Origin of the sequence: Bradyrhizobium sp. Gha, assembly GCF_900113735.1 — a bacterium.
In the GTDB taxonomy this organism is placed as follows: Bacteria; Pseudomonadota; Alphaproteobacteria; order Rhizobiales; family Xanthobacteraceae; genus Bradyrhizobium.
Genome location: NZ_FOQM01000044.1, coordinates 40,790 through 60,368, shown reverse-complemented (window position 1 = coordinate 60,368; position 19,579 = coordinate 40,790). Strand labels below are relative to the sequence as shown.

General features: G+C 60.8%; 22 protein-coding genes and 2 pseudogenes. 16 read left to right on the top strand and 8 right to left on the bottom strand.

What is annotated here, in order from left to right; genetic code table 11:
• Window positions 1-452 (bottom strand): putative zinc-binding metallopeptidase (locus BM222_RS34155; protein ID WP_177243623.1); only part of this gene is annotated, 452 nt, incomplete at its 3' end.
• Window positions 449-619: a hypothetical protein gene (locus BM222_RS41510; protein ID WP_177243622.1), complete on the bottom strand. Its 171-nt coding sequence runs from the start codon at window positions 617-619 to the stop codon at window positions 449-451. The genes BM222_RS41510 and BM222_RS34155, both read right to left, overlap by 4 nt.
• Window positions 620-839: 220 nt before the next feature.
• Between BM222_RS41510 and BM222_RS34150 the strand changes: the two genes are divergently transcribed.
• Entirely contained in the window at window positions 840-1,649 is an 810-nt protein-coding gene (locus BM222_RS34150; protein ID WP_092238563.1) for a transglutaminase-like domain-containing protein, read from the top strand.
• A gap of 89 nt (window positions 1,650-1,738) precedes the next feature.
• On the opposite strand, the gene BM222_RS34145 is transcribed toward BM222_RS34150, so the two are convergent.
• The 3 genes and pseudogenes from BM222_RS34145 to BM222_RS34135 all read right to left on the bottom strand — a co-directional run bounded on the left by BM222_RS34145 (window position 1,739) and on the right by BM222_RS34135 (window position 2,716).
• Complete coding sequence (locus BM222_RS34145) at window positions 1,739-2,035, bottom strand: DUF6894 family protein (RefSeq protein ID WP_502690982.1); 297 nt, start codon at window positions 2,033-2,035, stop codon at window positions 1,739-1,741.
• Window positions 2,036-2,159: 124 nt separating this feature from the next.
• On the bottom strand, window positions 2,160-2,456 hold the full coding sequence (locus tag BM222_RS34140) for a hypothetical protein (protein ID WP_092238560.1): 297 nt from the start codon (window positions 2,454-2,456) through the stop codon (window positions 2,160-2,162).
• Window positions 2,449-2,716, bottom strand: a pseudogene (locus BM222_RS34135) (hypothetical protein). The gene BM222_RS34140 and the pseudogene BM222_RS34135 overlap by 8 nt, the downstream one beginning before the upstream one ends.
• Before the next feature lie 368 nt (window positions 2,717-3,084).
• Between BM222_RS34135 and BM222_RS42500 the strand changes: the two are divergent.
• The 3 genes from BM222_RS42500 to BM222_RS34115 all read left to right on the top strand — a co-directional run bounded on the left by BM222_RS42500 (window position 3,085) and on the right by BM222_RS34115 (window position 4,849).
• Window positions 3,085-3,411: a hypothetical protein gene (locus BM222_RS42500; protein ID WP_244547364.1), complete on the top strand. Its 327-nt coding sequence runs from the start codon at window positions 3,085-3,087 to the stop codon at window positions 3,409-3,411.
• Between the two features lie 782 nt (window positions 3,412-4,193).
• Window positions 4,194-4,493: a hypothetical protein gene (locus BM222_RS34120; protein ID WP_143106142.1), complete on the top strand. Its 300-nt coding sequence runs from the start codon at window positions 4,194-4,196 to the stop codon at window positions 4,491-4,493.
• 158 nt (window positions 4,494-4,651) lie between these two features.
• The gene (locus tag BM222_RS34115) at window positions 4,652-4,849 is read left to right on the top strand and encodes a hypothetical protein (protein WP_027559961.1); all 198 of its coding nucleotides are present in this window, start codon (window positions 4,652-4,654) and stop codon (window positions 4,847-4,849) included.
• 101 nt (window positions 4,850-4,950) lie between these two features.
• Here BM222_RS34115 and BM222_RS34110 read toward each other — a convergent pair whose 3' ends face one another.
• Entirely contained in the window at window positions 4,951-6,099 is a 1,149-nt protein-coding gene (locus BM222_RS34110; RefSeq protein WP_092238554.1) for an extracellular catalytic domain type 1 short-chain-length polyhydroxyalkanoate depolymerase, read from the bottom strand.
• A gap of 4 nt (window positions 6,100-6,103) precedes the next feature.
• Window positions 6,104-6,523 (bottom strand): ribbon-helix-helix domain-containing protein, encoded by a 420-nt coding sequence (locus BM222_RS34105; RefSeq protein WP_092238551.1) that lies wholly within the window; start codon window positions 6,521-6,523, stop codon window positions 6,104-6,106.
• A 180-nt stretch (window positions 6,524-6,703) separates the two neighbouring features.
• Here BM222_RS34105 and BM222_RS43170 point away from each other — a divergent pair.
• Together BM222_RS43170 and BM222_RS43165 are read left to right on the top strand one after the other, a co-directional pair.
• Window positions 6,704-7,150, top strand: a pseudogene (locus BM222_RS43170) (nickel/cobalt transporter); the annotation flags it as partial.
• A gap of 133 nt (window positions 7,151-7,283) precedes the next feature.
• The gene (locus tag BM222_RS43165) at window positions 7,284-7,694 is read left to right on the top strand and encodes a HoxN/HupN/NixA family nickel/cobalt transporter (protein WP_349509895.1); all 411 of its coding nucleotides are present in this window, start codon (window positions 7,284-7,286) and stop codon (window positions 7,692-7,694) included.
• Window positions 7,695-8,157: 463 nt separating this feature from the next.
• On the opposite strand, the gene BM222_RS34090 is transcribed toward BM222_RS43165, so the two are convergent.
• On the bottom strand, window positions 8,158-9,093 hold the full coding sequence (locus BM222_RS34090; protein WP_092238545.1) for a LysR family transcriptional regulator: 936 nt from the start codon (window positions 9,091-9,093) through the stop codon (window positions 8,158-8,160).
• Between the two features lie 107 nt (window positions 9,094-9,200).
• Here BM222_RS34090 and BM222_RS34085 point away from each other — a divergent pair, with 107 nt between their 5' ends.
• The 10 genes from BM222_RS34085 to BM222_RS34040 all read left to right on the top strand — a co-directional run bounded on the left by BM222_RS34085 (window position 9,201) and on the right by BM222_RS34040 (window position 19,571).
• The gene (locus BM222_RS34085; protein WP_177243621.1) at window positions 9,201-10,364 is read left to right on the top strand and encodes a muconate/chloromuconate family cycloisomerase; all 1,164 of its coding nucleotides are present in this window, start codon (window positions 9,201-9,203) and stop codon (window positions 10,362-10,364) included.
• Between the two features lie 3 nt (window positions 10,365-10,367).
• Entirely contained in the window at window positions 10,368-10,658 is a 291-nt protein-coding gene (gene catC, locus BM222_RS34080; RefSeq protein ID WP_092238542.1) for a muconolactone Delta-isomerase, read from the top strand.
• Between the two features lie 55 nt (window positions 10,659-10,713).
• Complete coding sequence (locus tag BM222_RS34075) at window positions 10,714-11,607, top strand: dioxygenase family protein (protein ID WP_092238539.1); 894 nt, start codon at window positions 10,714-10,716, stop codon at window positions 11,605-11,607.
• Window positions 11,608-11,657: 50 nt separating this feature from the next.
• Complete coding sequence (locus BM222_RS34070; protein WP_092238536.1) at window positions 11,658-13,028, top strand: Rieske 2Fe-2S domain-containing protein; 1,371 nt, start codon at window positions 11,658-11,660, stop codon at window positions 13,026-13,028.
• A complete protein-coding gene (gene benB / locus BM222_RS34065) occupies window positions 13,025-13,546 on the top strand; it encodes a benzoate 1,2-dioxygenase small subunit (protein ID WP_092238533.1) in 522 nt (173 codons plus the stop codon). The genes BM222_RS34070 and benB overlap by 4 nt, the downstream gene beginning before the upstream one ends.
• 31 nt (window positions 13,547-13,577) lie before the next feature.
• On the top strand, window positions 13,578-14,600 hold the full coding sequence (gene benC / locus BM222_RS34060) for a benzoate 1,2-dioxygenase electron transfer component BenC (RefSeq protein WP_092238530.1): 1,023 nt from the start codon (window positions 13,578-13,580) through the stop codon (window positions 14,598-14,600).
• Entirely contained in the window at window positions 14,597-15,373 is a 777-nt protein-coding gene (gene benD, locus BM222_RS34055) for a benzoate diol dehydrogenase BenD (RefSeq protein WP_092238527.1), read from the top strand. Before benC ends, benD begins: the two co-directional genes overlap by 4 nt.
• Before the next feature lie 335 nt (window positions 15,374-15,708).
• Window positions 15,709-17,277 carry a MocR-like pyridoxine biosynthesis transcription factor PdxR gene (gene pdxR, locus BM222_RS34050; protein ID WP_502690979.1) on the top strand — a complete coding sequence of 523 codons (1,569 nt, stop codon included), beginning with the start codon at window positions 15,709-15,711 and terminating at the stop codon, window positions 17,275-17,277.
• 268 nt (window positions 17,278-17,545) lie between these two features.
• Window positions 17,546-18,076, top strand: coding sequence for a cupin domain-containing protein (locus BM222_RS34045; protein WP_244547362.1), 531 nt, complete (start codon window positions 17,546-17,548; stop codon window positions 18,074-18,076).
• Between the two features lie 202 nt (window positions 18,077-18,278).
• Window positions 18,279-19,571 (top strand): acetamidase/formamidase family protein, encoded by a 1,293-nt coding sequence (locus BM222_RS34040; protein WP_244547361.1) that lies wholly within the window; start codon window positions 18,279-18,281, stop codon window positions 19,569-19,571.
• The last annotated feature ends 8 nt before the right edge of the window (window positions 19,572-19,579 follow it).

The following is a 19,579-nucleotide window of genomic DNA, read 5'->3' as shown; positions in this document are numbered from 1 at the left end:
CGCCTGATCTCGCGCTGCACATCGTCGGCCTCCGCAAGGTTCACTGTTATCAGGCCGGATTCGTGCCCGGTCAGGACCGGTCCATGCTCGTCGGACAGAATCTCGAATGCCAGCTGAAATCCACCCGCGGATGCGATGGGTAGGCGGAGCCTTCGCAGGTCGTAGATCAGTCTGCGCTTTGCTTCCTCCACGCGCGTCCACAGGAACACGTTATGGGAATTTTGCGTGGTAGGAATGACCTGGGTCAGGGAGCAGGACAGGCAGTAGGGAGCCGAGGCAACAGCACACCAATTGCAACCGATGATGTTTCGGTTGACGCATTCCAGGGCGCTTTCCGCGCCGACCATTGCCATATTCTCAGGATCGAACATCAAGCGCTGCTTACACCGATTGCATTCGGAGTCCTCGAAAGCTGAAAGCTGCCCACAATGAGGACATTTGAACTCTCTCATGGTCGCGCACGTTTATTGAGGGTGCCGATCAACGCGCGCTGCTTCTTTAATGCGCGCTTCCTCAGAATGTCAGCGTCGGCTTCACTCACGGTGCGACGCGCGCCCTGATAGGACGCCCTGTCGGACACCGGCTGGGCCAGCCAGTCTTGCACCGGCTGAACCGACATGGGTTTCACTCTGGATCGCATTTTCATCCTTTAGAAAGCCCTCAGTTGGAAATGGGTTCCGGTCAGGTATTGGACGGTTGGTCCATCGCAAACGAGCATGCTGCTGGCGATCGTAGCTGCGATGTCATACCATTCGCACCTGAGCGGTCGCGGCATTCGTCGGTGACGATGCGCAGACAGGTCATGCGACGTTCTCAATCGTCTCATTGGAGCCAATCCCATGAAAATCCGCGTTGGCTTCGAGATGATCTACGACTTTCCGCAACCAACGCCGCTGATTGCAGTTGTCGGCACCCACTTCACGCGGGCATCCGACATCGTCGTGCCCGATCATCTTGTCAGTGAGCCGTCAGTACCGATCACGCCCTATCGCGACGGTTTCGGAAATTGGTGTAGCCGTCTTGTTGCGCCCGCCGGCCGCATGCGCCTCACAGCGGACGGCATCGTACGAGATAGCGGTCTGGCCGACCTCATCGTACCATCAGCGCAGCAACATGCGGTGGAAGATCTTCCTCCGGACACCATCGTCTATTTGCTCGGCAGCCGGTATGTCGAGACCGACCGACTTACCGCCGTGGCGTGGAAGTTGTTCGAGAAGACCGCGTCTGGTTGGGCACGGGTCGAGGGCATCTGCGACTTCGTCCATAACCACATAGCTTTCGGCTACGAACACGCCCGCCCCACCAAGACTGCCTGGGAGGTGTTCAACGAAGGCAAAGGCGTCTGCCGGGACTATGCACATCTGGCTATTGCGTTCTGCCGCTGCATGAACATTCCCGCGCGCTACTGCACGGGCTATCTCAGTGACATTGGCATGGCACCTCCATATGCCGCTGGCGATTTTGCCGGCTGGTTCGAAGCCTATATCGGCGGGCGCTGGTACACATTCGATCCTCGCAACAATATTCCGCGCATCGGTCGCGTGCTAATCGCACAGGGCCGCGATGCCGCCGACGTTCCAATCACCCAGACATTCGGACCCAACACCTTACTCAGCTTCAAGGTTTGGACCGACGAACTCGTCTGTTGATCACCAGAGCGCCAGTTGGCAATGCAACTGCCACCTCAAGCGCGGAACAGAATCCCTCACGGTCCAAGCGCGCAACAAGGAGAGCTCCGTTACTTGGATCTATTGGCTTCGAAGATCAGTGCCGCCTGAAAGAGGCGGCCCGCCTCCGTTCGAACCTCGACTGCAACGTCCGGGCGGTCTTCCTGACCCGCCAAATCACGTGCCAATCCTGCCAACGTGTGAGCCGCCTCCATCTCGGCCTCTCGCTGCGTAGAAAACTCTATTCCATCTTCGTCAGGGTAGAGCTCCTGATCGTCTCTGATATCGAAGAAATATCGGATCATCATGAGCGCCCTTTTAGAGAATGTCGGCGCCAGCGCGAGAGGATTCGAAGGCATGTCCGGCATTCGCAGGTCAACTTCGCGGCTCGCTCCAGTTGCGCAGTCGGGACCCAGGACCGGCGTGCCACCAGTCACGGTCCGTGGCCCTGCTTCCCGGTCGGACCGAGAATCGAGGCGGCCGACGCTCGCCTCAGCTCTCGCCCGACAGCCGGGCGAAATCGTCGAATAGCGCTGCCACCAGTGCGCGGTGGCGCGTATCCTCGGCAGGCAGGCTTGCAGCATAGAGGTTGAGCAGATGGCGCGCCTTCACAGCCGCCTCCGGCCAGGACGCCGCAGGAACGGTCATCATGCGGTTTTCGAGATCAGTCTCGCGAACCCGGACCTCGCGGAGACTTGCCTCGACGTCAGCCAAGGCGCGGCGCAGGTCGGTGGCCTTCTGCGCGGCCATGCCGCGGCGCTTGTCGAGATCGAACGGCAGGTCAGTCATGGACCATACTCGCGTCCGCAGCTTGTGCGTTCGCAAGATCGATCGAGCCGATCGACAACATCTCCATCGTTCCGCAGCCGATTTTCAGCGGGCACGGTGATCATTGTCGCAATACGGCGATAGGCTGAGAACGTCAGCCCCTCGATCGTCTCCTCATCGGTGACGACCTCATAAGCGCCGGCTGGCAAGACGCGCTCGATGCCGCGGATGCGGAACGGATGTTTGAAGGTGACGGTTTCTCGCCGCGAGCGGATGGTCATGCCCGCTGCCTTTCGCAAGTGAAGCCCCAACCGATGCTGGCAGTCGCGACCATGCGCCGCTCGCGCGGCAATAGCCAGCACTATTGTGACCTGCCCGCAGACGAAGATGTCACAGCGGAGCGGGCACCCGCACAGCACTTAGCCCTCGCTATTGGTTCAGCACTGGCGTAGGGTCGCTGGCATCACCGCACTTCTAACGGCTTCGACCGGTGACTGAGGGTCACGTGTGCTCCCGCCAAAGGGTTTGCAGGAGCGTTCGATGTCGCGTGGTCGCATCTCTGACTGGATCGTGCCGCCGGTGATTGTTCCGCTGTTCCTTCTACTTCTTGTGTGCGCGGCCGCTATCTTCAATGGGTAGGCCAACGCGCGTGTTGTATCTGGTCAGTGGTACCAACGAATATGGCAGCTCCAATATCGGCCGCGGCACGGCGAAGGTCGCATTGCGACTTGCGCGAGAACTTCTGCGCGAAGGCTACATGGACGTCAGAGTCTGCACGCCCCGCGGACGAGTGTTGCAGCCGAACGAACTCGACGAACTCGAACCATCACGGGAGAGTGACATGGCGAAGGGCCAGCAACACGGCAATCGGGAAGCCAAGAAGCCGAAGAAGGAAAAGGCGAAGGTGATCGCCGCGGCGCCGAGCCGGAAAGATGCCGCTTGGCAACCTGATTTGGGGCCCGCAAAGAAGAAGTAGCAGGGACCTGACACGTGGCAAGTGGAAATCGGAAGGGCTGGTGTGGCCCCAGGTAAGCCGCTTTCGAACTTGGGCCCGGCAAAACCCGATCGAGCAGACATCAAATAGAAGGGCGTTCAGCATGACAATGGCTCGAACAGGTATGTATACAGCCGCGCTTTTTCTCGCGTCAGCGTTCGGTACAGTACCAGCGGCTTTTGCGGCGGAGCCGAATTGCCGTTCAATCGAGAGCACCGGCGCGCGCCTGTCCTGTTACGACGCAGCCTTTCCTCCAAAAGCGAGGAAGCCCTCCGCCAGCAGTACCGACTCATCCTCGCTCGATAAGGATCCTTTCCTTGCGGAAGAAGCTCGCACTGCAGCGAAGCTAAAAAATATTTGCCGTGGTTGCTGAGTTTCATGGCTGCCGTTCGTTGCATTCCAAATAGCTCCAACTCAGGGAGTCAGTAGGATGACGCAAGAGGATGTTAAAGGTCGTCGCGTGGGCCGGCAGCGCAAGCGTGCTGTTCACTTGGCTGGCACTGCGATAGATGAAAGAGCTGACGCCTCGGCAAGCTCCAAGGTCCAATCGACGAGAAAGCAGCGACTGCTTGACGGGCCTGAGGAATTTCGAGCGGACCGCGTTGATCGTTCTGATAAGAGGTCCAAAGGCGACGAGTGATCTACCCAGCTGCGAAACCCTCAAGGGCTAGTTTGCACATCCTGTGCGAGGAAATAGAACAAAGCTCTGGCTGTGTCGTAGATAAAGGGGCGCTACCGCTCAACCTTACAGCGGAGCTCGAAGCATGTCGGTCCAACCTATCCTGAAACAATCATCGACGTTCGAGTACCGTCTTGCGCAAGAGGCGATAAATTTGCGCCAACAGGCCAACGGGATGCCGCGCGCGACCAACGTCCTCGACCTGATGGAGGCGCTGCGCCGATCCGTCAGCAAGAAGGCCGCGCTTGCGAAGGCTGCCAACCCGGAAGAAGCCGCACAAGGCGGCAGCCGGCGAGAAGGAATGCTGATGTCGATCGAGGGCAAGAAGCCGGCGAAGGAAGCGGCGGCGAAGAAGCCCGCCGAGGCGCAGCGGAAGTCGGCGTAATCTTCGAGACACCAGGGGATTGGAACGAATGGCTTCGCGAAGAGTCGAATCCATGCCCCTGGCCCCCAAAAGCCCCGCCGGGGGAAAACCTACCCCAAGGTTGGCGGTCCGAATGCGCAACATAGCGCAAGGACCGTTTGCGCCCGAAGGAGGGAGCAATGAACAATCGCACATCAGACCGGATGACGCCGACCGCGGCCCAACGGGAGGCCCAGAAGGTGTTTCGCGACACGCGCGCGGAGGCACCGGTCTCCGAGCATGAACGCGACCAACAGGCATTCCATGCAAACCGGGAGCGCCTGAAGTCGGAGCGGATCGCTCGAGAGGCTGCAGCGGAACAGAAGCCGAAGACCTGATAGCGCCGGCGGGCTCCCGTTCGATGGAGAACGATTGCGAGCTCTGCTCCCTATCACCGAGATGAAAAGCGGATGCCACCTCGATTCCGCCCCTGTGGGAGCTAATGCTCGAGGAAGAAGCGCAGCATTTCTCTCGTTGCGTCCGGTCCGTCCGGATCGGTGTAGGAGCCGGCGGGGCTGCCCCCCGACCATGCGTGTCCGGCTCCGTGGATCTCCCAGTGCTCGAGGACTCCGCGTCCGCCGGCGTCGACATGGACCGTACGAGTGTAGGCATGCCCTCGCGGCACCCGTCCGCGCTGCACCTTCGCCGTCGTGCTCGTCCCACCGATGGACTGCCGCACGATTCGATCACCGTTTTTCGAATGCACCGTTTTGTCGCGGTCGCCATGAAAGATGATCGTCGGGACGGGCGGACCCTTGGCCGGCATCGCCTCGGGCCCGCCGCCTTGCTTCATGGCCACTAGCGCCGAGGGCAGATCGGTGGCGGCCCCGCAGGCAAGCCCGGAATGGATGCCGACTGCCGCGTACAGATCGCCGTACGTCGATCCCATCACGGCGGCAGCCGCAGCTCCGGCCGAGAGCCCGGCGATGTAGACGCGTTGCGGATCGACAGAATGGTCGCGCATGATCTGGCGGGTGATGCCGGCGATGAGCGAGGGTTCGCCGCCGCCGCGCTGCTGGTCGGCTGGACGAAACCAATTCCAGCATTTCGCATGGTTTGCTTCGGCCCGCTGTGCGGGATAGGCCACGAAGCAGGTCTGTTCTTCGGCGATGAAGTTCATCCGCGTGCCCGCGGCGAAATCCTCCGGCGACTGCGTGCAACCGTGCAGCATGATCACCAGCGGAATGGCCTGTCCATGATAGCCGCTGGGGATGAAGAGCCGGTACGTGCGGCTTCCCGCGGCGTTGCCGTAGCTGCCTTCGACGAAGCGGGTGCCGTCCGGGACTATGTCCGCCATGGACGGCGGGGCGCGCCGCAGCGGCCCTCCGAGGCCAAGCCCAGGGAGGTTCTTGGCGAGATCCAACGGCGGACGGACCGTGCGACGCGGACTTCTCGTCGCCGTGACGTTTGGCTTGGCGTCGATGATCGGCGGCTTTCTTTTTGTCGCGGTAGAGCGTTGTGTGGTGTGGGCGGCGATGTCCGGTGTGTGCTCACCCCGAAGCATGCGTTGGAGCAGCGCCGTGGCCTCGACGAGCTGGCCCGAACGCGTGAGGCGTGTGGCTTCGCGAACGATGTCCAATTTCAGCATGGCTTTACCTTGTTCTGTCGGCGAGAGCGGATTTGACGGCGGGACTGGCGTGCAGGGCCCCCAACACGGAGATCGAGGCAATCGTCGCGCGAGCGAGTTCGGGCGTCACGTCTGGGGCGATGGTGGCAAGGCCCAGAACATTGATGTGAAGCATCTCACCGGCCCGCCGCGCCGCTTCGAGATCCTCGCGGCTGTAGTGCCGAAGCCCGAGATCCAAACTCTTTCGGACCGTGGACTGCTTGACCACGTCGGCATGACGTTCGAGCTGGTTGCGGATTGCCGTTCGGATGAAATCGGTCCGGTTCGAGTAAAATCCTTCCTGGACCATCAAGTCGACCTGACCGAGATCAACGAAGCCAAGATTGATCGTGATTTTTTCCGAGTCCGACGCCTTCGGCCGGATTTCGCGGACGTTACTAGTCATGGCTTCATCCAGGCTCCATCTGTCTGGATGGTATATGGATGGAGAAGCGGGACGTTCAAGGGGGCCGCCAATGATACGACGTGAGGCGCAGGGGAGGGGGGCTTGGCCAGTCTTCTCGAGCCTCGAGTGGTCGTTTCTCGACGACATAGCGCTGACGAGCCCGTTGGGCGCCTGGGAGCAATGCGAATCTCTTCGAGCTTCATCGGCTGGATCTTCGCCGAGCAGGCGGCCTTCTACCGTTCGCTGTCCGGCTTCGTCAAAGCGAGCAAGCAGAACGGAGCGGCGATGTGGAGCCTGTTTGGCATCTCCTTTGTCTACGGCGTTTTCCATGCCGTCGGGCCGGGCCATGGCAAGGCTGTGATCTCCTCCTATCTCGTCGCCAACCAAGAGACCTGGCGCCGCGGTGTTGTTCTGTCCTTTGTGTCAGCAGGCATTCAATCCGTCGTCGCCATCATTGTCGTGGCAATTGCGGCGGTTCTTCTTGGCGCAACTGCCAAGGCGATCGGCCTGACTGTGCACCTCGTCGAGATCGTCAGCTACGTGCTGGTCATCAGCATTGGGCTGCGTCTGCTCTACGTCAAAGGCCGCGGCTTCCTTCTCGCATGCCGCGAACTGACGTGGCGCCAGACACCCGTCCTGGCCTTCGCTGCAGCTCAAGGCGGCAAGACCTTTCCTGACCGGCGCCTCGGCGCGACGGCCATGCGTGGTGGTCAATGCCAGGTTGATGGGTGCACCCACGTGCACGGCTTTCGTTGCGAGCATGGAGACCATCACGAATCGGCCTGGGCACGCCCACGGGCCCGAGCCAGCCGAGCTTGCCGGCGCGGACGGCTGGCAGCGTGGCTTGTCGGCGGTCGTTGCGGTCGGACTGCGGCCATGTTCCGGCGCGATCATCGTGCTCATCTTCGCGCTGGCGCAGGACCTGTTCTGGACCGGTGTCGGTGCGACGCTGATCATGGGATTGGGAACGGCCGTCACGGTGGCCGCGATCGCAACGGCTGCCATCAGCGCGCGGCAGCTCGCAAGCCGCATTGCGAGCGCGCGGGCCGGACTTGGCACGCTCGCAATGAGTGCGATCGAGCTCGGCGCCGCGGCGCTGATCGTGGCGTTCGGCGCTTTGTTGCTGGCCGGTTACATGGCGAGCGAGCAACTCTGGATGTTTACCGGATAGGCCCGACGCCATCGTCCCAATCGGATCGGCTAGTCTAACTGCAATTGCGCTCGGCTCAACGTCCGACTGGCCGAAAACTCCGCTACCAGCCCAAGCGCTCACGCCACCATACTGAGGACAAACAGCGGTTCGTCGTGTCGGTGGTTGCGTATGATTCCCTCCCTGGGCACCAAAAACTACGCTTTTGTGCGCTGGGGCACGATGTTGAACGATTGCGTTCGGATGATCAGCGCGAAGGGCGCTGACTAGCCGCCTACAGCTCTCCCAACCAGAAAGGTTTTATCGCAGAGACCGTACTCGTCTCGCGACAAACCTGCCGCGTGAGGCGCGACTTCCTCCCCGATCGCCCGGATCTTGTGGGTACATCAAATGGAAGCCCAATGAGATTGGAGGCCGGTGGCGGGTAGCAGGACCCAAACTCCATAGCGTAACGCGGTATCTGCCCGATCAAGCCCGAGAGCGGCTACAGTCCGGAGGTGTCGAATCGATGCAGTGCGTCGGGAACCTCATAGCCCCAGATTTCGTACATGCGCGCAATCACGTCGGCCATCAAACCGAGCTCGGGCATCTTGTCTCCGAGACGATAACTCATGATGATCGGCGAGGTAGCTGGCTCTACTAGCCGCTTGTAGCGCACGCCTTCGATGCGCGATTTCTGTACCGAGACGGGAACGATGCAGACGCCTTCTTCGGCTGCGACTAGGCCGACAGCGATCTGCAGCTCGCGGGCTTCGTGCGCGATGCGTGGCTCGAGCCCGCGGTCGTGGAACAGCGCGATCACCTGGTCTGCGTAGCCCGGACGTGGCGCGCGCGGGTAGAGGATGAGGCGTTCGTCCGCGAGTTGCCCGAGCGACACCGGGCCGCTTTGCTTCTCCAGAGGGTGATCGACCGGCAAGGCGGCCATCAAGGGCTCCTCGCGGAGTATGATGCGCCGGACCTCGTCATCATCGAAGCGTACGCGTCCAAAGCCGACGTCGATCCGCCCCTCTTTCAAGGCGCCGATCTGCTCAAGGCTGACGAGTTCAACGAGATGCAGCTCGACCTCGGGCGCGGCGCGCCGGAATTCGCGGATGAGTTCTGGCAGGTGTCCGTAGAGAACCGAGCCTACGAAGCCAATGACGAACTGCCTCTTCTCGATCTTGAGTGCGCGCTTCATCATTGTGCGCATCTCCTCGACGCGCGACAGCACCTGGACCGCCTGCTCGTAGAATAGCCGCCCAGGTTCGGTGAGCCTCAACGGTCGTGACGATCGGTCGACCAGTTCAGCTCCAACTTCGCCTTCGAGCTGCTGGATCTGTCGGCTGAGCGGCGGCTGCGCGATATGCAGCCGGTCAGCCGCGCGCGAGAAGTTGCGCTCGTTGGCGAGCGTCACGAAGTATCGCAGCTGCCTGAGGTCCATGGTGCATTATACCTTAATGGTATAGTATGTAAACCCAATCGGTCTTTGCCGTCCTTGCCGCGGGCACCTAGTTTTCAGCCAAGAAATTCGAAATCTAGGACGCGCCTGTGACAACTAAAGCTGCCCAGATCGATACCTTAATCGTTGATGTGCCCACGATCCGGCCGCACGTCCTGGCGATGGCTACGATGCGCAGCCAGGCGGTGGTTCTGGTCCGGATCACCTGCTCTGACGGGGTCATCGGGGTCGGTGAGGGCACCACGATCGGTGGTCTGAGCTACGGTGACGAAAGTCCGGAAGGCATCAAGCTCGCGGTCGATACCTACATTGTGCCGGTCCTGAAGACCTGCGACGTGTCTCGCGTCGCCGAGACGATGTCGAAGATCTGCCGCAGCGTCGTCGGCAACCATATCGCCAAGTGCGCGGTGGAGACCGCGCTCCTCGACGCCGCCGGCAAGCGGCTCGGCGTACCCGTCTCCGAACTGCTCGGTGGAGGGCGCGTACGCGACCGCCTGCCGGTCGCCTGGACGCTCGCGAGCGGAAATACAGCGCGGGACATAGAGGAAGCCGAGGCGATGATCGAGGCCAGGCGGCATTCGATCTTCAAGCTGAAGATCGGTAAGCGCAGTGTGGCCGACGATGTCGCGCACGTTGCGGCGATTAAGAGGGCTATAGGAAACCGGGGCAGCATCCGCGTCGACGTCAATCAGGGGTGGGACGAGGCGCAGGCCGATGCCGGTATGAAGATGCTGGAAGATGCCGGTTGCGATCTGGTCGAGCAGCCGGTCGCGCGCGACGCACTTTCCGCCATGGCGCGTCTGTCGGCGCGGCACCGAATCCCGTTAATGGCAGACGAAGCGCTGCACGGTCCGCGCGACGCGTTCCGTGTTGCCGCCAGCGCCAGCGCCCGCGTATTCGCGGTGAAGATAGCGCAGTCCGGCGGACTGCATGCCGGTCGCGACGTTGCCGCCATCGCCGACGCTACGGGCATCGGTCTCTATGGCGGCACCATGCTCGAGGCGGGGGTCGGGACGGCGGCGTCCGCTCATCTCTTCGCGACGTTTCCCAAGCTCGCCTGGGGGACCGAACTGTTCGGCCCTCTGCTGCTTACGGAGGAAATTCTCGCCGAGCCGCTCGACTACGCCGACTTCTCGCTGGGAGTGCCCACGGGGCCAGGGCTTGGCATCGCGCTCGACGAGGACAAGATCGCCCATTTTCGTCGAGATCGCACGGCGCCGACCCTGCACGTGGTCGCAGCACTCGGAGCCTGAACCATGCTCACCATGGTTGAGATGAACATCCGTATTCCGCTGGACTTTGACAAGGAAGAGGCCAAGCGCCTCAAGGCGCGCGAAAAAGAGCGCTTCCAGGAACTGCAGCGCGCCGGCAAGTGGCGCCACATCTGGCGCATCGTCGGCCTCTACGCGAACGTCAGCATCTTCGATGTCGAAAGCAATGCCGAGCTTCACGACATCCTGACAAGCCTGCCGCTCTATCCTTTCATGGAAATGAAGGTGACGCCGCTCTGCCGACATCCGTCTTCGGTTCACGACGACGACCGCTGAAATACCTGGAACGACGAACGTCCGCAAGCGGACCTAAAACCAAGGGAGAGACGACATGGATACGCGCTTCGTGAAGACCGCGGAAGTACAGTCACTGCTCGACAAGGCGGCAGGCCTCGATCAGCCCAGCGGGGATTCGCGTCTGAAGGCTATATTCCGCGACCTCGTCGAGGCTTGTGCGGAGATCATCGTCCGCCACGATATCAGCGAGGACGAATTCTGGAGCGCCGTCAACTTTCTGCAGAAAGGTGCGCCGGAATTTGGCCTTCTGGTACCGGGCTTGGGTCTCGAGCACTTCCTTGATCTGTTCATGGACGCGAAGGACGCGGAAGTCGGCCTTACCGGCGGCACGCCGCGTACCATTGAAGGACCGCTGTACGTGGCCGGCGCCCCACTCGAGGAAGGCGACGTTAACCTGACTAAGGATCCCGACGAGACCGGCAGCCTCTACATGAGAGGCCGCGTCACTGGTCCGGACGGCGAACCGGTCAAGGACGCGGTGTTGCATGTCTGGCACGCCAACTCGCAGGGCTGGTACTCGCACTTCGACCCGACGCGCGAACAGACGCCCTTCAACAACCGCGCGCGGATCAAGCTCGGCCCGGACGGGAAGTATTCGTTCCATTCCAAGATGCCGAACGGCTACTCGGTACCTGTCGGCGGAGCTACCGATACCCTGATGAAGGCGATCGGTCGCCACGGTCATCGCCCGGCGCACGTCCATTTCTTCATCGAGGCGCCCGGCTACCGAAAGCTGACGACCCAGATCAATTTCGGTGACGACCCGCATGCTGCCGACGATTTTGCCTTCGCCACCCGCGACGGTCTACTGCCGGTCCCGCAGCGCCAGGGCGACACCGCCTACATCAATTTTGACTTCCAGCTGCAGCGTGCCACCGGCGGCGCCGACGAGCACCTTTCCAGCCGGCCACGCGCCGAGGCCGCCTGAGCCTTGGTACGCAACTGGCGCGATAACGAAAACGAAGCGGAGAGGAAGCGATGACGACACTTCTGGAGCGCATCGACGGCGCGGTGGTCGAAGACAAGGAACGGGGACTGTTCCGGTGCCGCCGCGACATCTTTACCGATGCCGAGATGTACGAACTCGAGATGGAGCACATCTTCGAAGGCAATTGGGTGTTCCTGGCGCATGAAAGCCAGATACCGGAAAGCAACGACTATTTCAGCACGTGGATCGGCCGCAAGCCGATCATGATCACACGCGACAAAACGGGCGAACTCCATGCGATGATCAACGCCTGCGCTCACCGCGGAGCGATGCTCTGCCGGCGCAAGCACGGCAACAAGGGGAGTTTCACCTGCCCATTCCACGGTTGGACCTTCAGCAACTCGGGCAAGCTCCTCAAGGTGAAAGACGGCAAGACCGGCGACTATCCGGCTTCGTTCAACGCTCACGGCTCGCACGACCTGGCGAAGGTCCCGCGGTTCGAGAGCTATCGAGGCTTCCTTTTCGGCAGCCTCAATGCAGACGTCGTGTCGCTCGAGGAGCATCTCGGCGGCGCGAAGGCCGTGATCGACCAGATCGTCGATGGAGCGCCCGACGGAATCGAGGTGCTCCGCGGAAACTCCTCCTACATCTACGACGGCAACTGGAAGCTTCAGATGGAGAACGGTGCCGACGGCTACCATGTGAGCTCGGTCCACTGGAATTACTCGGCGACCATGGGGCATCGCAGTTACGAGAACGAGGGCACCAAGACGGTCGATGCCAACGGATGGTCCAAGAGTGTAGGTGGCGTCTACGGCTTCGAGAACGGGCACATCCTGCTCTGGACGAATTTGCTCAATCCCGAGGTCCGGCCCCTCTTCGATCACAAAGACGACCTTGAAGCCCGCCTCGGCAAGGAACGCGCCGGCTTCATTGTCGGCCAGACCCGCAATCTCGGCATTTACCCCAACGTCTACCTCATGGATCAGTTCTCGACGCAGATCCGTGTGGTACGGCCGATCAGCGTCGGCGAGACCGAGGTCACCATCTACTGCTTCGCCCCCAGGGGCGAGGATGCCAAGGGGCGGGCGACCCGTATCCGACAGTACGAAGACTTCTTCAACGTCTCCGGAATGGGCACACCGGACGATCTGGAGGAATTTCGCGCGTGCCAGACGGCCTATGTCGGCGCCGGTGAGCTCTGGAACGACCTCAGCCGGGGCGCCGTCCACTGGATCGACGGTCCGGACGAAAACGCCAAGGCGATCGGACTGAAGCCGCTCCTGAGCGGCGAGCGCAGCGAGGACGAAGGGCTGTTCGTGCGCCAGCATGAATTCTGGGCCAAGTCGCTGCGCGAGGCGATCTTGCGAAAAGGCCGTGAAACGGCCGACGCCGTCCAGACGCAAGGAGAAGCGGCATGACCCTCGCCACCGCCAGCACCCTTTCACTCGCAAAACTCGACATCGAGCAGGTCCGCGCCTTCCTCTACCGCGAGGCGAGGCTCCTGGACGACCGCCAATGGGACGAGTGGATCAAGCTCTACTCGCCCAAGGCCAGTTTCTGGATGCCGTCGTGGGATGACGACGACCAACTCGTCGACGATCCGCAGCGTCATATCTCGCTGATATACTATCCCAACAGGGAAGGTTTGGAGGACCGCGTCTTCCGGATCAAGACCGAACGCTCCGGCGCCAGCACGCCGGAGCCGCGAACCAGCCACAACATCTCGAATATCGAGATTGTGGAGGAGCGCGATGGCGAGCTCGACCTGCGCTTCAACTGGTACACGCTGAGCCATCGCTACAAGAAGACCGACAGCTTCTTCGGCGCCGCCTTCTACACGCTGGATACGCGCGGTAAAGAACCCCGGATCCTGGCCAAGAAGGTCGTGCTCAAGAGCGACTACATCCACCAGGTCATCGACATCTATCACATCTGACGCCGCTCGTCGGGCCATCCGGAGAGTAGACATGACTTATCGCGTAGCACTCAACTTCGAGGACGGGGCTACCCGCTTCATCGACTGCAATGAAGGCGAGAAGGTCCTGGACGCAGCCTATCGCAACAAGATCAACCTTCCGATGGACTGCTCGGATGGAGTCTGCGGCACCTGCAAGTGCCGTTGCGAGCAGGGCGAATATGATCTCGGCGACGAGTATCTCGAAGACGCCCTGAGTGAAGCCGAGGCCGAGGACGGGGTGGTTCTCACCTGCCAGATGGTGCCTTCCTCGGATTGCGTCGTCGCCGTGCCGGTGCCGTCGAGCGCCTGCAAGGTAAAGCCCGCCGAACATGGCGGGGAGGTGAGCTCTGTCGAACTTGTCTCCGAGAGCACAATCATCCTCAAGCTCAAGCTCGACAAGCCCGAGACGCTCGGGTTCCTGCCCGGTCAGTACGTCAACCTCGCGGTGCCGGGGACCAGCGAACATCGTTCCTATTCCTTTAGTTCGAAAGTGGGTGCGACCGAAGCGAGCTTTTTGATCCGCAACGTGCCGGGCGGACTGATGAGCGGCTGGCTCGCCAAAGAGGCCAAGACGGGCACCCGGATGAAGTTTGTCGGTCCACAGGGAAGCTTCTTCCTGCGCGCGGTCGATCGCCCGGTTGTGATGCTTGCCGGCGGTACAGGCCTGGCGCCCATCCTGTCGATGCTCGAAGTCCTCGCGGACCACGGCATCGATCAGCCGGTGCACCTGATCTACGGCGTCACGAACGACGGTGATCTGGTAGAGATCGAACGGATCAATGCGCTCGCCGAGCGACTGCCGACCCTCACTTGGGTGACCTGCGTCGCCGACCCGGATAGTGTCCATCCGCTGAAGGGCTACGTGACGGCGCATCTCGCGGACGAACACCTCAACGCCGGCGAGTGTGACGTCTATCTGTGTGGTCCGCCGCCGATGGTCGAGGCGGTAAGGGGCTTCTTCGCGCAGAAGGGGGTAAACCCCTCGCACTTCTTCTACGAGAAGTTCTCGGCGACCGAAGCGGTGGCGGCATGATCTTCACTGGCCGTTTCGCAGGCAAGAATTTGGTCGTGACCGGTGCTGCGCAAGGCATTGGCCGCGTCGTCGCGTTGCGGGCCGCGGCGGAAGGCGGCAACGTGCTTTTCGTTGATCGTGCGGACTTCGTGGGTGACGTCGCGTCGGAAGCGGGTGCCAGGGGGCGTGGATTCGTGTGCGATCTCGAAACCTACGACGGCGCCGCCGAGGCCATGGCCGAAGCCGTCAGACTTTTCGGGGGCATCGACATCCTTATCAACAATGTCGGGGGCGCGATCCGCATGCGGCCCTACGACCGATTCGAGCCGTGGCAGATCGAAGCGGAGATCCGGCGTTCGCTGATGCCGACGTTGTGGTGCTGCCACGCGGTGATCCCGCAATTTCTCGTGCAGGGGTGGGGCACGATTGTCAACGTCTCGTCCAACGCGACGCGCGGCATCCACCGGGTGCCGTACTCGGCGGCGAAGGGCGGAATCAACGCGATCACCCAGAGCCTGGCGATGGAATACGCTTCGCGCAACATCCGCGTCGTCGCGACCGCACCCGGCGGGACCGAAGCTCCGCCACGACGCGTGCCGCGCAATGCCGAGGGCGATACCGCGGAAGAAAAAGATTGGATGGCCGAAGTCGTCGAGCAGGTGAAGGACTCCAGTTTCCTCAAGCGATACGGCACAATCGACGAACAGGTGGCGCCGATCCTGTTCCTGGCTTCCGACGAAGCAAGCTATGTCACCGGAAGCGTCTTGCCCGTGGCCGGCGGCGACCTCGGGTAACGCGGAGGCGCGTCTGGGGCGCCGGCGAATTCGCCTCCGCATTGCTCCTGCGCCCGCTATATTGCCTTCCTACGAGTGACGTGCGGATCGTTGTTAGTCGATCTCCGACTCGTTCACCGGGGGCCCGAACCCTCGGTTTGAAGAGAGGGCGAGCGTTAACTGCAGCGCGTCCTCTATCCAGGTGGAACACTGCACCTGGAGCAGGGCCACTTGGCGATGAGAAGGAGGGACGACAGCATTTTGCGCTGGTCGTCGGCCAAGAGCGTTCACCCGGGGACATCCAGTTTGACCATGCATAATATTGCATGTTGCTTGATGATCGTGCATTATGATGCATGTGGCGCGGCCAGTTTCGTGGTACACGGACCATGAGCATTCAAAGCGAGCAGTCCATGGATAGACGCATGCCGGAGCCGAAGCTCGTCAGTCTTCGGGTAGATCCTCAAAAAAATATGCCCCTTCACAAGCAACTCTGCGTCCGCATCAAACGAGCGATCGCGACGGGGTCTCTGCCACCGGGAACACAGTTGCCATCCTCACGCAGCTTGGCGTCCCAGCTCTCGGTTTCTCGCACGACGGTCGAGCTTGCATACAGCATCCTCGCCAGCGAGGGGTTTGTGATCCGCCGAGGAGCCGCAGGCACGCGTATTGGATCCTGTCCTGTCGGCGAAACTCCGCGGCGGCCGGCTCGGTCGCCGCGCCCATTGCTGCCCGGGCTAGCTTCGGAAGCTGCCCGAGCTCCGCGGCTTTTCCAGATGGGCCTGCCGGCACTCGATGCATTTCCACGCAAGCTGTGGTCGCGGCTGGCGGCGAGTCATGCGCGATCTCTCTCGTTTTCAAAAATGGTCTATCAGGGTGCAAGCGGCTATGCGCCCTTGCGGCAGGCAATAGCGAATCGCTTGACCATCTCTCGCGGTATCTCATCCAGCGAAACCCAGGTGTTTATTACCGCGGGATTCCTGGGCGCCCTGACATTGATCGCGCGGACTTTGCTTGCGCCCGGCGATAAGATGTGGGTCGAAGATCCGGGATTTCCGCCGGCGCGTCATGCATTAGAACTAGCCGGGGTCGATCTCATCCCGGTTCCGGTTGACCGCGATGGGATTCACGTTTCGGCCGGGATCGCACTTGCTCCGGCAGCTCGCCTCGCTCTTGTCACGCCCGCGGCTCAGTTTCCGTTAGGAATTGCACTATCGGCCGATCGATGGTCCCAATTGGTCTCTTGGGCCACCGCAGCGAAGGCCTGGATTGTTAACGACGACTACGACGGCGACTTCAATCATTCGGATCGCTCGCTGTCCGTGCTGAAGCCCCACGATCGAGCCGACCGAGTGCTGCATGTCGGTTCTTTCAGCAACCTTCTGTTTCCCGGATTGCGATTGGGCTACCTGGTCGCTCCGATTTCGCTGACCGACGAGTTCGAGAGAGCATCAGCACTGTTGCCTACGCAGCAGTCGCTACTCGATCAGATGGTCGTCTCCGATTTCATCACTCAGGGCCACCTGGGCCGCCACCTGGCGCGGATGCGAAGATTGTATAGCGAGCGGAAGCTTGCCCTCGTCGAAGCGTTGAAAGACGTCCTGGGCGATTCGATTCACGTAGCGGAAACGGGAGGCACTCACCTGGTGTTGCATCTGCCTGCAGATACTGATGACGTTGCTTTAGCCAATCGGGCCCGAGCGCTGGGATTGGCGATAAACGCGCTATCCCCAATGGGGATACGCATCAGGACTGGCCCGGGCTTGCTGTTGGGGTTCACAAATGTTCCCGCCGACACAGCCCAAGAAGCGACGCAACGATTGAAACGCGCCCTTTTTACGTCGGGCGTGCGGAGACCGCCTCAAGCGCACGCGACCGTCTCCAATCGCATAGCAGCGCCTATTTCGTCTCCTTATCCGGCATAAGTTAGCCAAGCCCGGCCGCACGCGATCACAATTCGCTGGTGGTTGGAAATAGATTCAACCTGCTGTCGCGGCGCCCATTGCTATTTTGGAAATGTTGTTTGCGTGGACTGAACAATTGTCGGTCTGCGCCGCCGTGTACCAATGGAGCCAGTGAGCACTTGGTCTGGTTCTTTTGGCCATTCTTGGCCATGGCCTGCGTTGCAGGCAGTACTAAACCTCAGACGCCCATGAGGTTCTCGCAAAATGCGTTCAGCATGCTCCTCGCATCGTGCTGAGAATCGAATCTACCGGTCAAGCCGCAACGATCTGCGCCTGGCGAGCGGTCGCACGGCCCTACATCCAGTTTGAGAGAAAGCCGATCACGATGTTATCCTTTTCTTTCCGTAGGAAGGCTCACCTTGCCGGTCTTACGACCGTTGTCGTTCTCGTGGCAACCGCTGCGTTGTCGCAAAACGCGAACACGCCAGCTCGGGGCCGCTCGGTCACACAGGTGCGCACCGAAAAGCTGCCAGACATCAAAAACAAGGTTCTGACCGCCGTCGTCGTCAATTACCCGCCCGGCGGCGCTTCCAAAGCGCATCACCACGACGCGGATGTCTTCGCCTACGTACTCTCCGGTGAAATCCGGTCGCAAGTCGAAGGGGAAGACGCGAAGATCTACCACGCCGGCGAAAGCGTGTTCGAGCCTCCAGGCGAACACCACGTGATTAGCGAGAACGCAAGCAAGACCGAGCCAGCGAGCATGTTGGTTGTTTTCGTGGCGAATGACGGCGCCGAGCTAACAACATTCGACAAATAGCAAATGCGGATCAGGTCTTTCGAATTGCTTTCGACCGCAGGACCAGAGGTTCCAGAAGCTTTTGCAAGGAACGCGTTCGTTATTTTCCGCAGTGCGGCGCATCGCCAACGGCCGAGAGCTCAAAAAGATAAGCAGAGTACATGGGGGGAAAGCGATGACTTATGGCACTCTTGCGTCCAGGCTGAGGGCGTCCGCGGCACCAATGCTGATTGTTGTAGGACTCGTGTCGTCTGGTGCTGCCGCGCAGAGCGCCGGGTCGATCACGCCGCCCGGCGATGCTACAGCGTCTGCGCCGCGTTCAACCGGCGGTGCAGCGATAAGGCTTCCCGGAACAGCTGATACGACTCAGTTCGGATGGTACGACAACGCCCAGCGTCCAGTGCTCCGCATCCGATCGGGCGATACGGTAGCAATGGAGACGTTGATCCACGGGCATCAACAAGTCATGCTGGACCTTTCGATCGAGCAAATGACGCAGCGCGCGAAATCGGAACAGGCGGAATCGCCGGGTCGAGGCCCTCACTCAATTACCGGGCCGATTTATGTCGAAGGCGCCAAACCCGGTGATACCCTGAAGGTCCATATCGGTCGAATAGTGCCGACGTCATACGCCTTGAATTTCAATTATCCAGGCTTTGGAGGCGAGTTTCCCAGCCGATTTTCTCAAGGTCAGGTAAAATATTTCTATTTGGATCTCGCCAAGCAGCAACTGGAATTCACGCCCGGCATCTTCGTTCCGTTGCGACCATTTCCCGGCATCATCGCCGTTGCTCGTGCGTCACCCGGTCCCTACAGCACTGTGCCTCCGGGCCCCTTTGGTGGGAATCTCGATATCAACGAGATGGTGTCAGGCACGACGCTCTACCTCCCGGTATTCGTCGATGGAGCGTTGCTTTGGTCGGGGGATTCTCACGCGGGGCAGGGCAACGGCGAGATCAATCTGACAGCCATCGAGACCGCGTTCAAGGAGCTCGATCTCACGATTTCGGTGCTCAAAGATCTCAAACTGACTTGGCCTAGGATTGAGACGCCCACGCATTGGATCGCTATCGGATACGACCGGGATCTCAACGTCGCGTTCAATTTGCTGCAGGAGCAAACGACCGAACTTATCGCTGAACAGAGCAAAGTGTCGTCCGAGGTTGCGCGAAAGCTCATGTTAGTAAATTGGGACTGTCGCATTTCCGAAGTTATCAATGTTCTCAAAGGGACGTACTGCATGATTCCCAAGGCAACGAACGTACCGGCGCCACAGCTGCCCCGCGACGACAACCCGGACTACCTTGTCACGTATGCCAAAGATACTGATTTGAACAAAGCGATGGATACGGCTTCAATGGCCATGGTCGACAAGCTGGCAACCGAGAAGCATCTCACACCACTTGACGCCTATTCGCTCGCGAGCATAGCCATGGACTGTCGGCTTGGTTCTCCTGGAGGTTCCGACCGCGAAGTGCACTGTCTGATGCCAAAAAGCTTGTGGGCGAAGCACTAGCGAGCGCG

Bases quoted from the DNA above. Each gene is read 5' to 3' on its own strand.
- BM222_RS41510 (WP_177243622.1), bottom strand. From the start codon at position 619: ATGTCGGTTCAGCCGGTGCAAGACTGGCTGGCCCAGCCGGTGTCCGAC.
- BM222_RS34150 (WP_092238563.1), top strand. From the start codon at position 840: ATGAAAATCCGCGTTGGCTTCGAGATGATCTACGACTTTCCGCAACCA.
- BM222_RS34145 (WP_502690982.1), bottom strand. From the start codon at position 2,035: ATGCCGGACATGCCTTCGAATCCTCTCGCGCTGGCGCCGACATTCTCT.
- BM222_RS34140 (WP_092238560.1), bottom strand. From the start codon at position 2,456: ATGACTGACCTGCCGTTCGATCTCGACAAGCGCCGCGGCATGGCCGCG.
- BM222_RS34120 (WP_143106142.1), top strand. From the start codon at position 4,194: ATGTCGGTCCAACCTATCCTGAAACAATCATCGACGTTCGAGTACCGT.
- BM222_RS34115 (WP_027559961.1), top strand. From the start codon at position 4,652: ATGAACAATCGCACATCAGACCGGATGACGCCGACCGCGGCCCAACGG.
- BM222_RS34110 (WP_092238554.1), bottom strand. From the start codon at position 6,099: ATGCTGAAATTGGACATCGTTCGCGAAGCCACACGCCTCACGCGTTCG.
- BM222_RS34105 (WP_092238551.1), bottom strand. From the start codon at position 6,523: ATGACTAGTAACGTCCGCGAAATCCGGCCGAAGGCGTCGGACTCGGAA.
- BM222_RS43165 (WP_349509895.1), top strand. From the start codon at position 7,284: ATGGAGACCATCACGAATCGGCCTGGGCACGCCCACGGGCCCGAGCCA.
- BM222_RS34090 (WP_092238545.1), bottom strand. From the start codon at position 9,093: ATGGACCTCAGGCAGCTGCGATACTTCGTGACGCTCGCCAACGAGCGC.
- catC (WP_092238542.1), top strand. From the start codon at position 10,368: ATGCTCACCATGGTTGAGATGAACATCCGTATTCCGCTGGACTTTGAC.
- BM222_RS34075 (WP_092238539.1), top strand. From the start codon at position 10,714: ATGGATACGCGCTTCGTGAAGACCGCGGAAGTACAGTCACTGCTCGAC.
- BM222_RS34070 (WP_092238536.1), top strand. From the start codon at position 11,658: ATGACGACACTTCTGGAGCGCATCGACGGCGCGGTGGTCGAAGACAAG.
- benB (WP_092238533.1), top strand. From the start codon at position 13,025: ATGACCCTCGCCACCGCCAGCACCCTTTCACTCGCAAAACTCGACATC.
- benC (WP_092238530.1), top strand. From the start codon at position 13,578: ATGACTTATCGCGTAGCACTCAACTTCGAGGACGGGGCTACCCGCTTC.
- benD (WP_092238527.1), top strand. From the start codon at position 14,597: ATGATCTTCACTGGCCGTTTCGCAGGCAAGAATTTGGTCGTGACCGGT.
- pdxR (WP_502690979.1), top strand. From the start codon at position 15,709: ATGTGGCGCGGCCAGTTTCGTGGTACACGGACCATGAGCATTCAAAGC.
- BM222_RS34040 (WP_244547361.1), top strand. From the start codon at position 18,279: ATGCTGATTGTTGTAGGACTCGTGTCGTCTGGTGCTGCCGCGCAGAGC.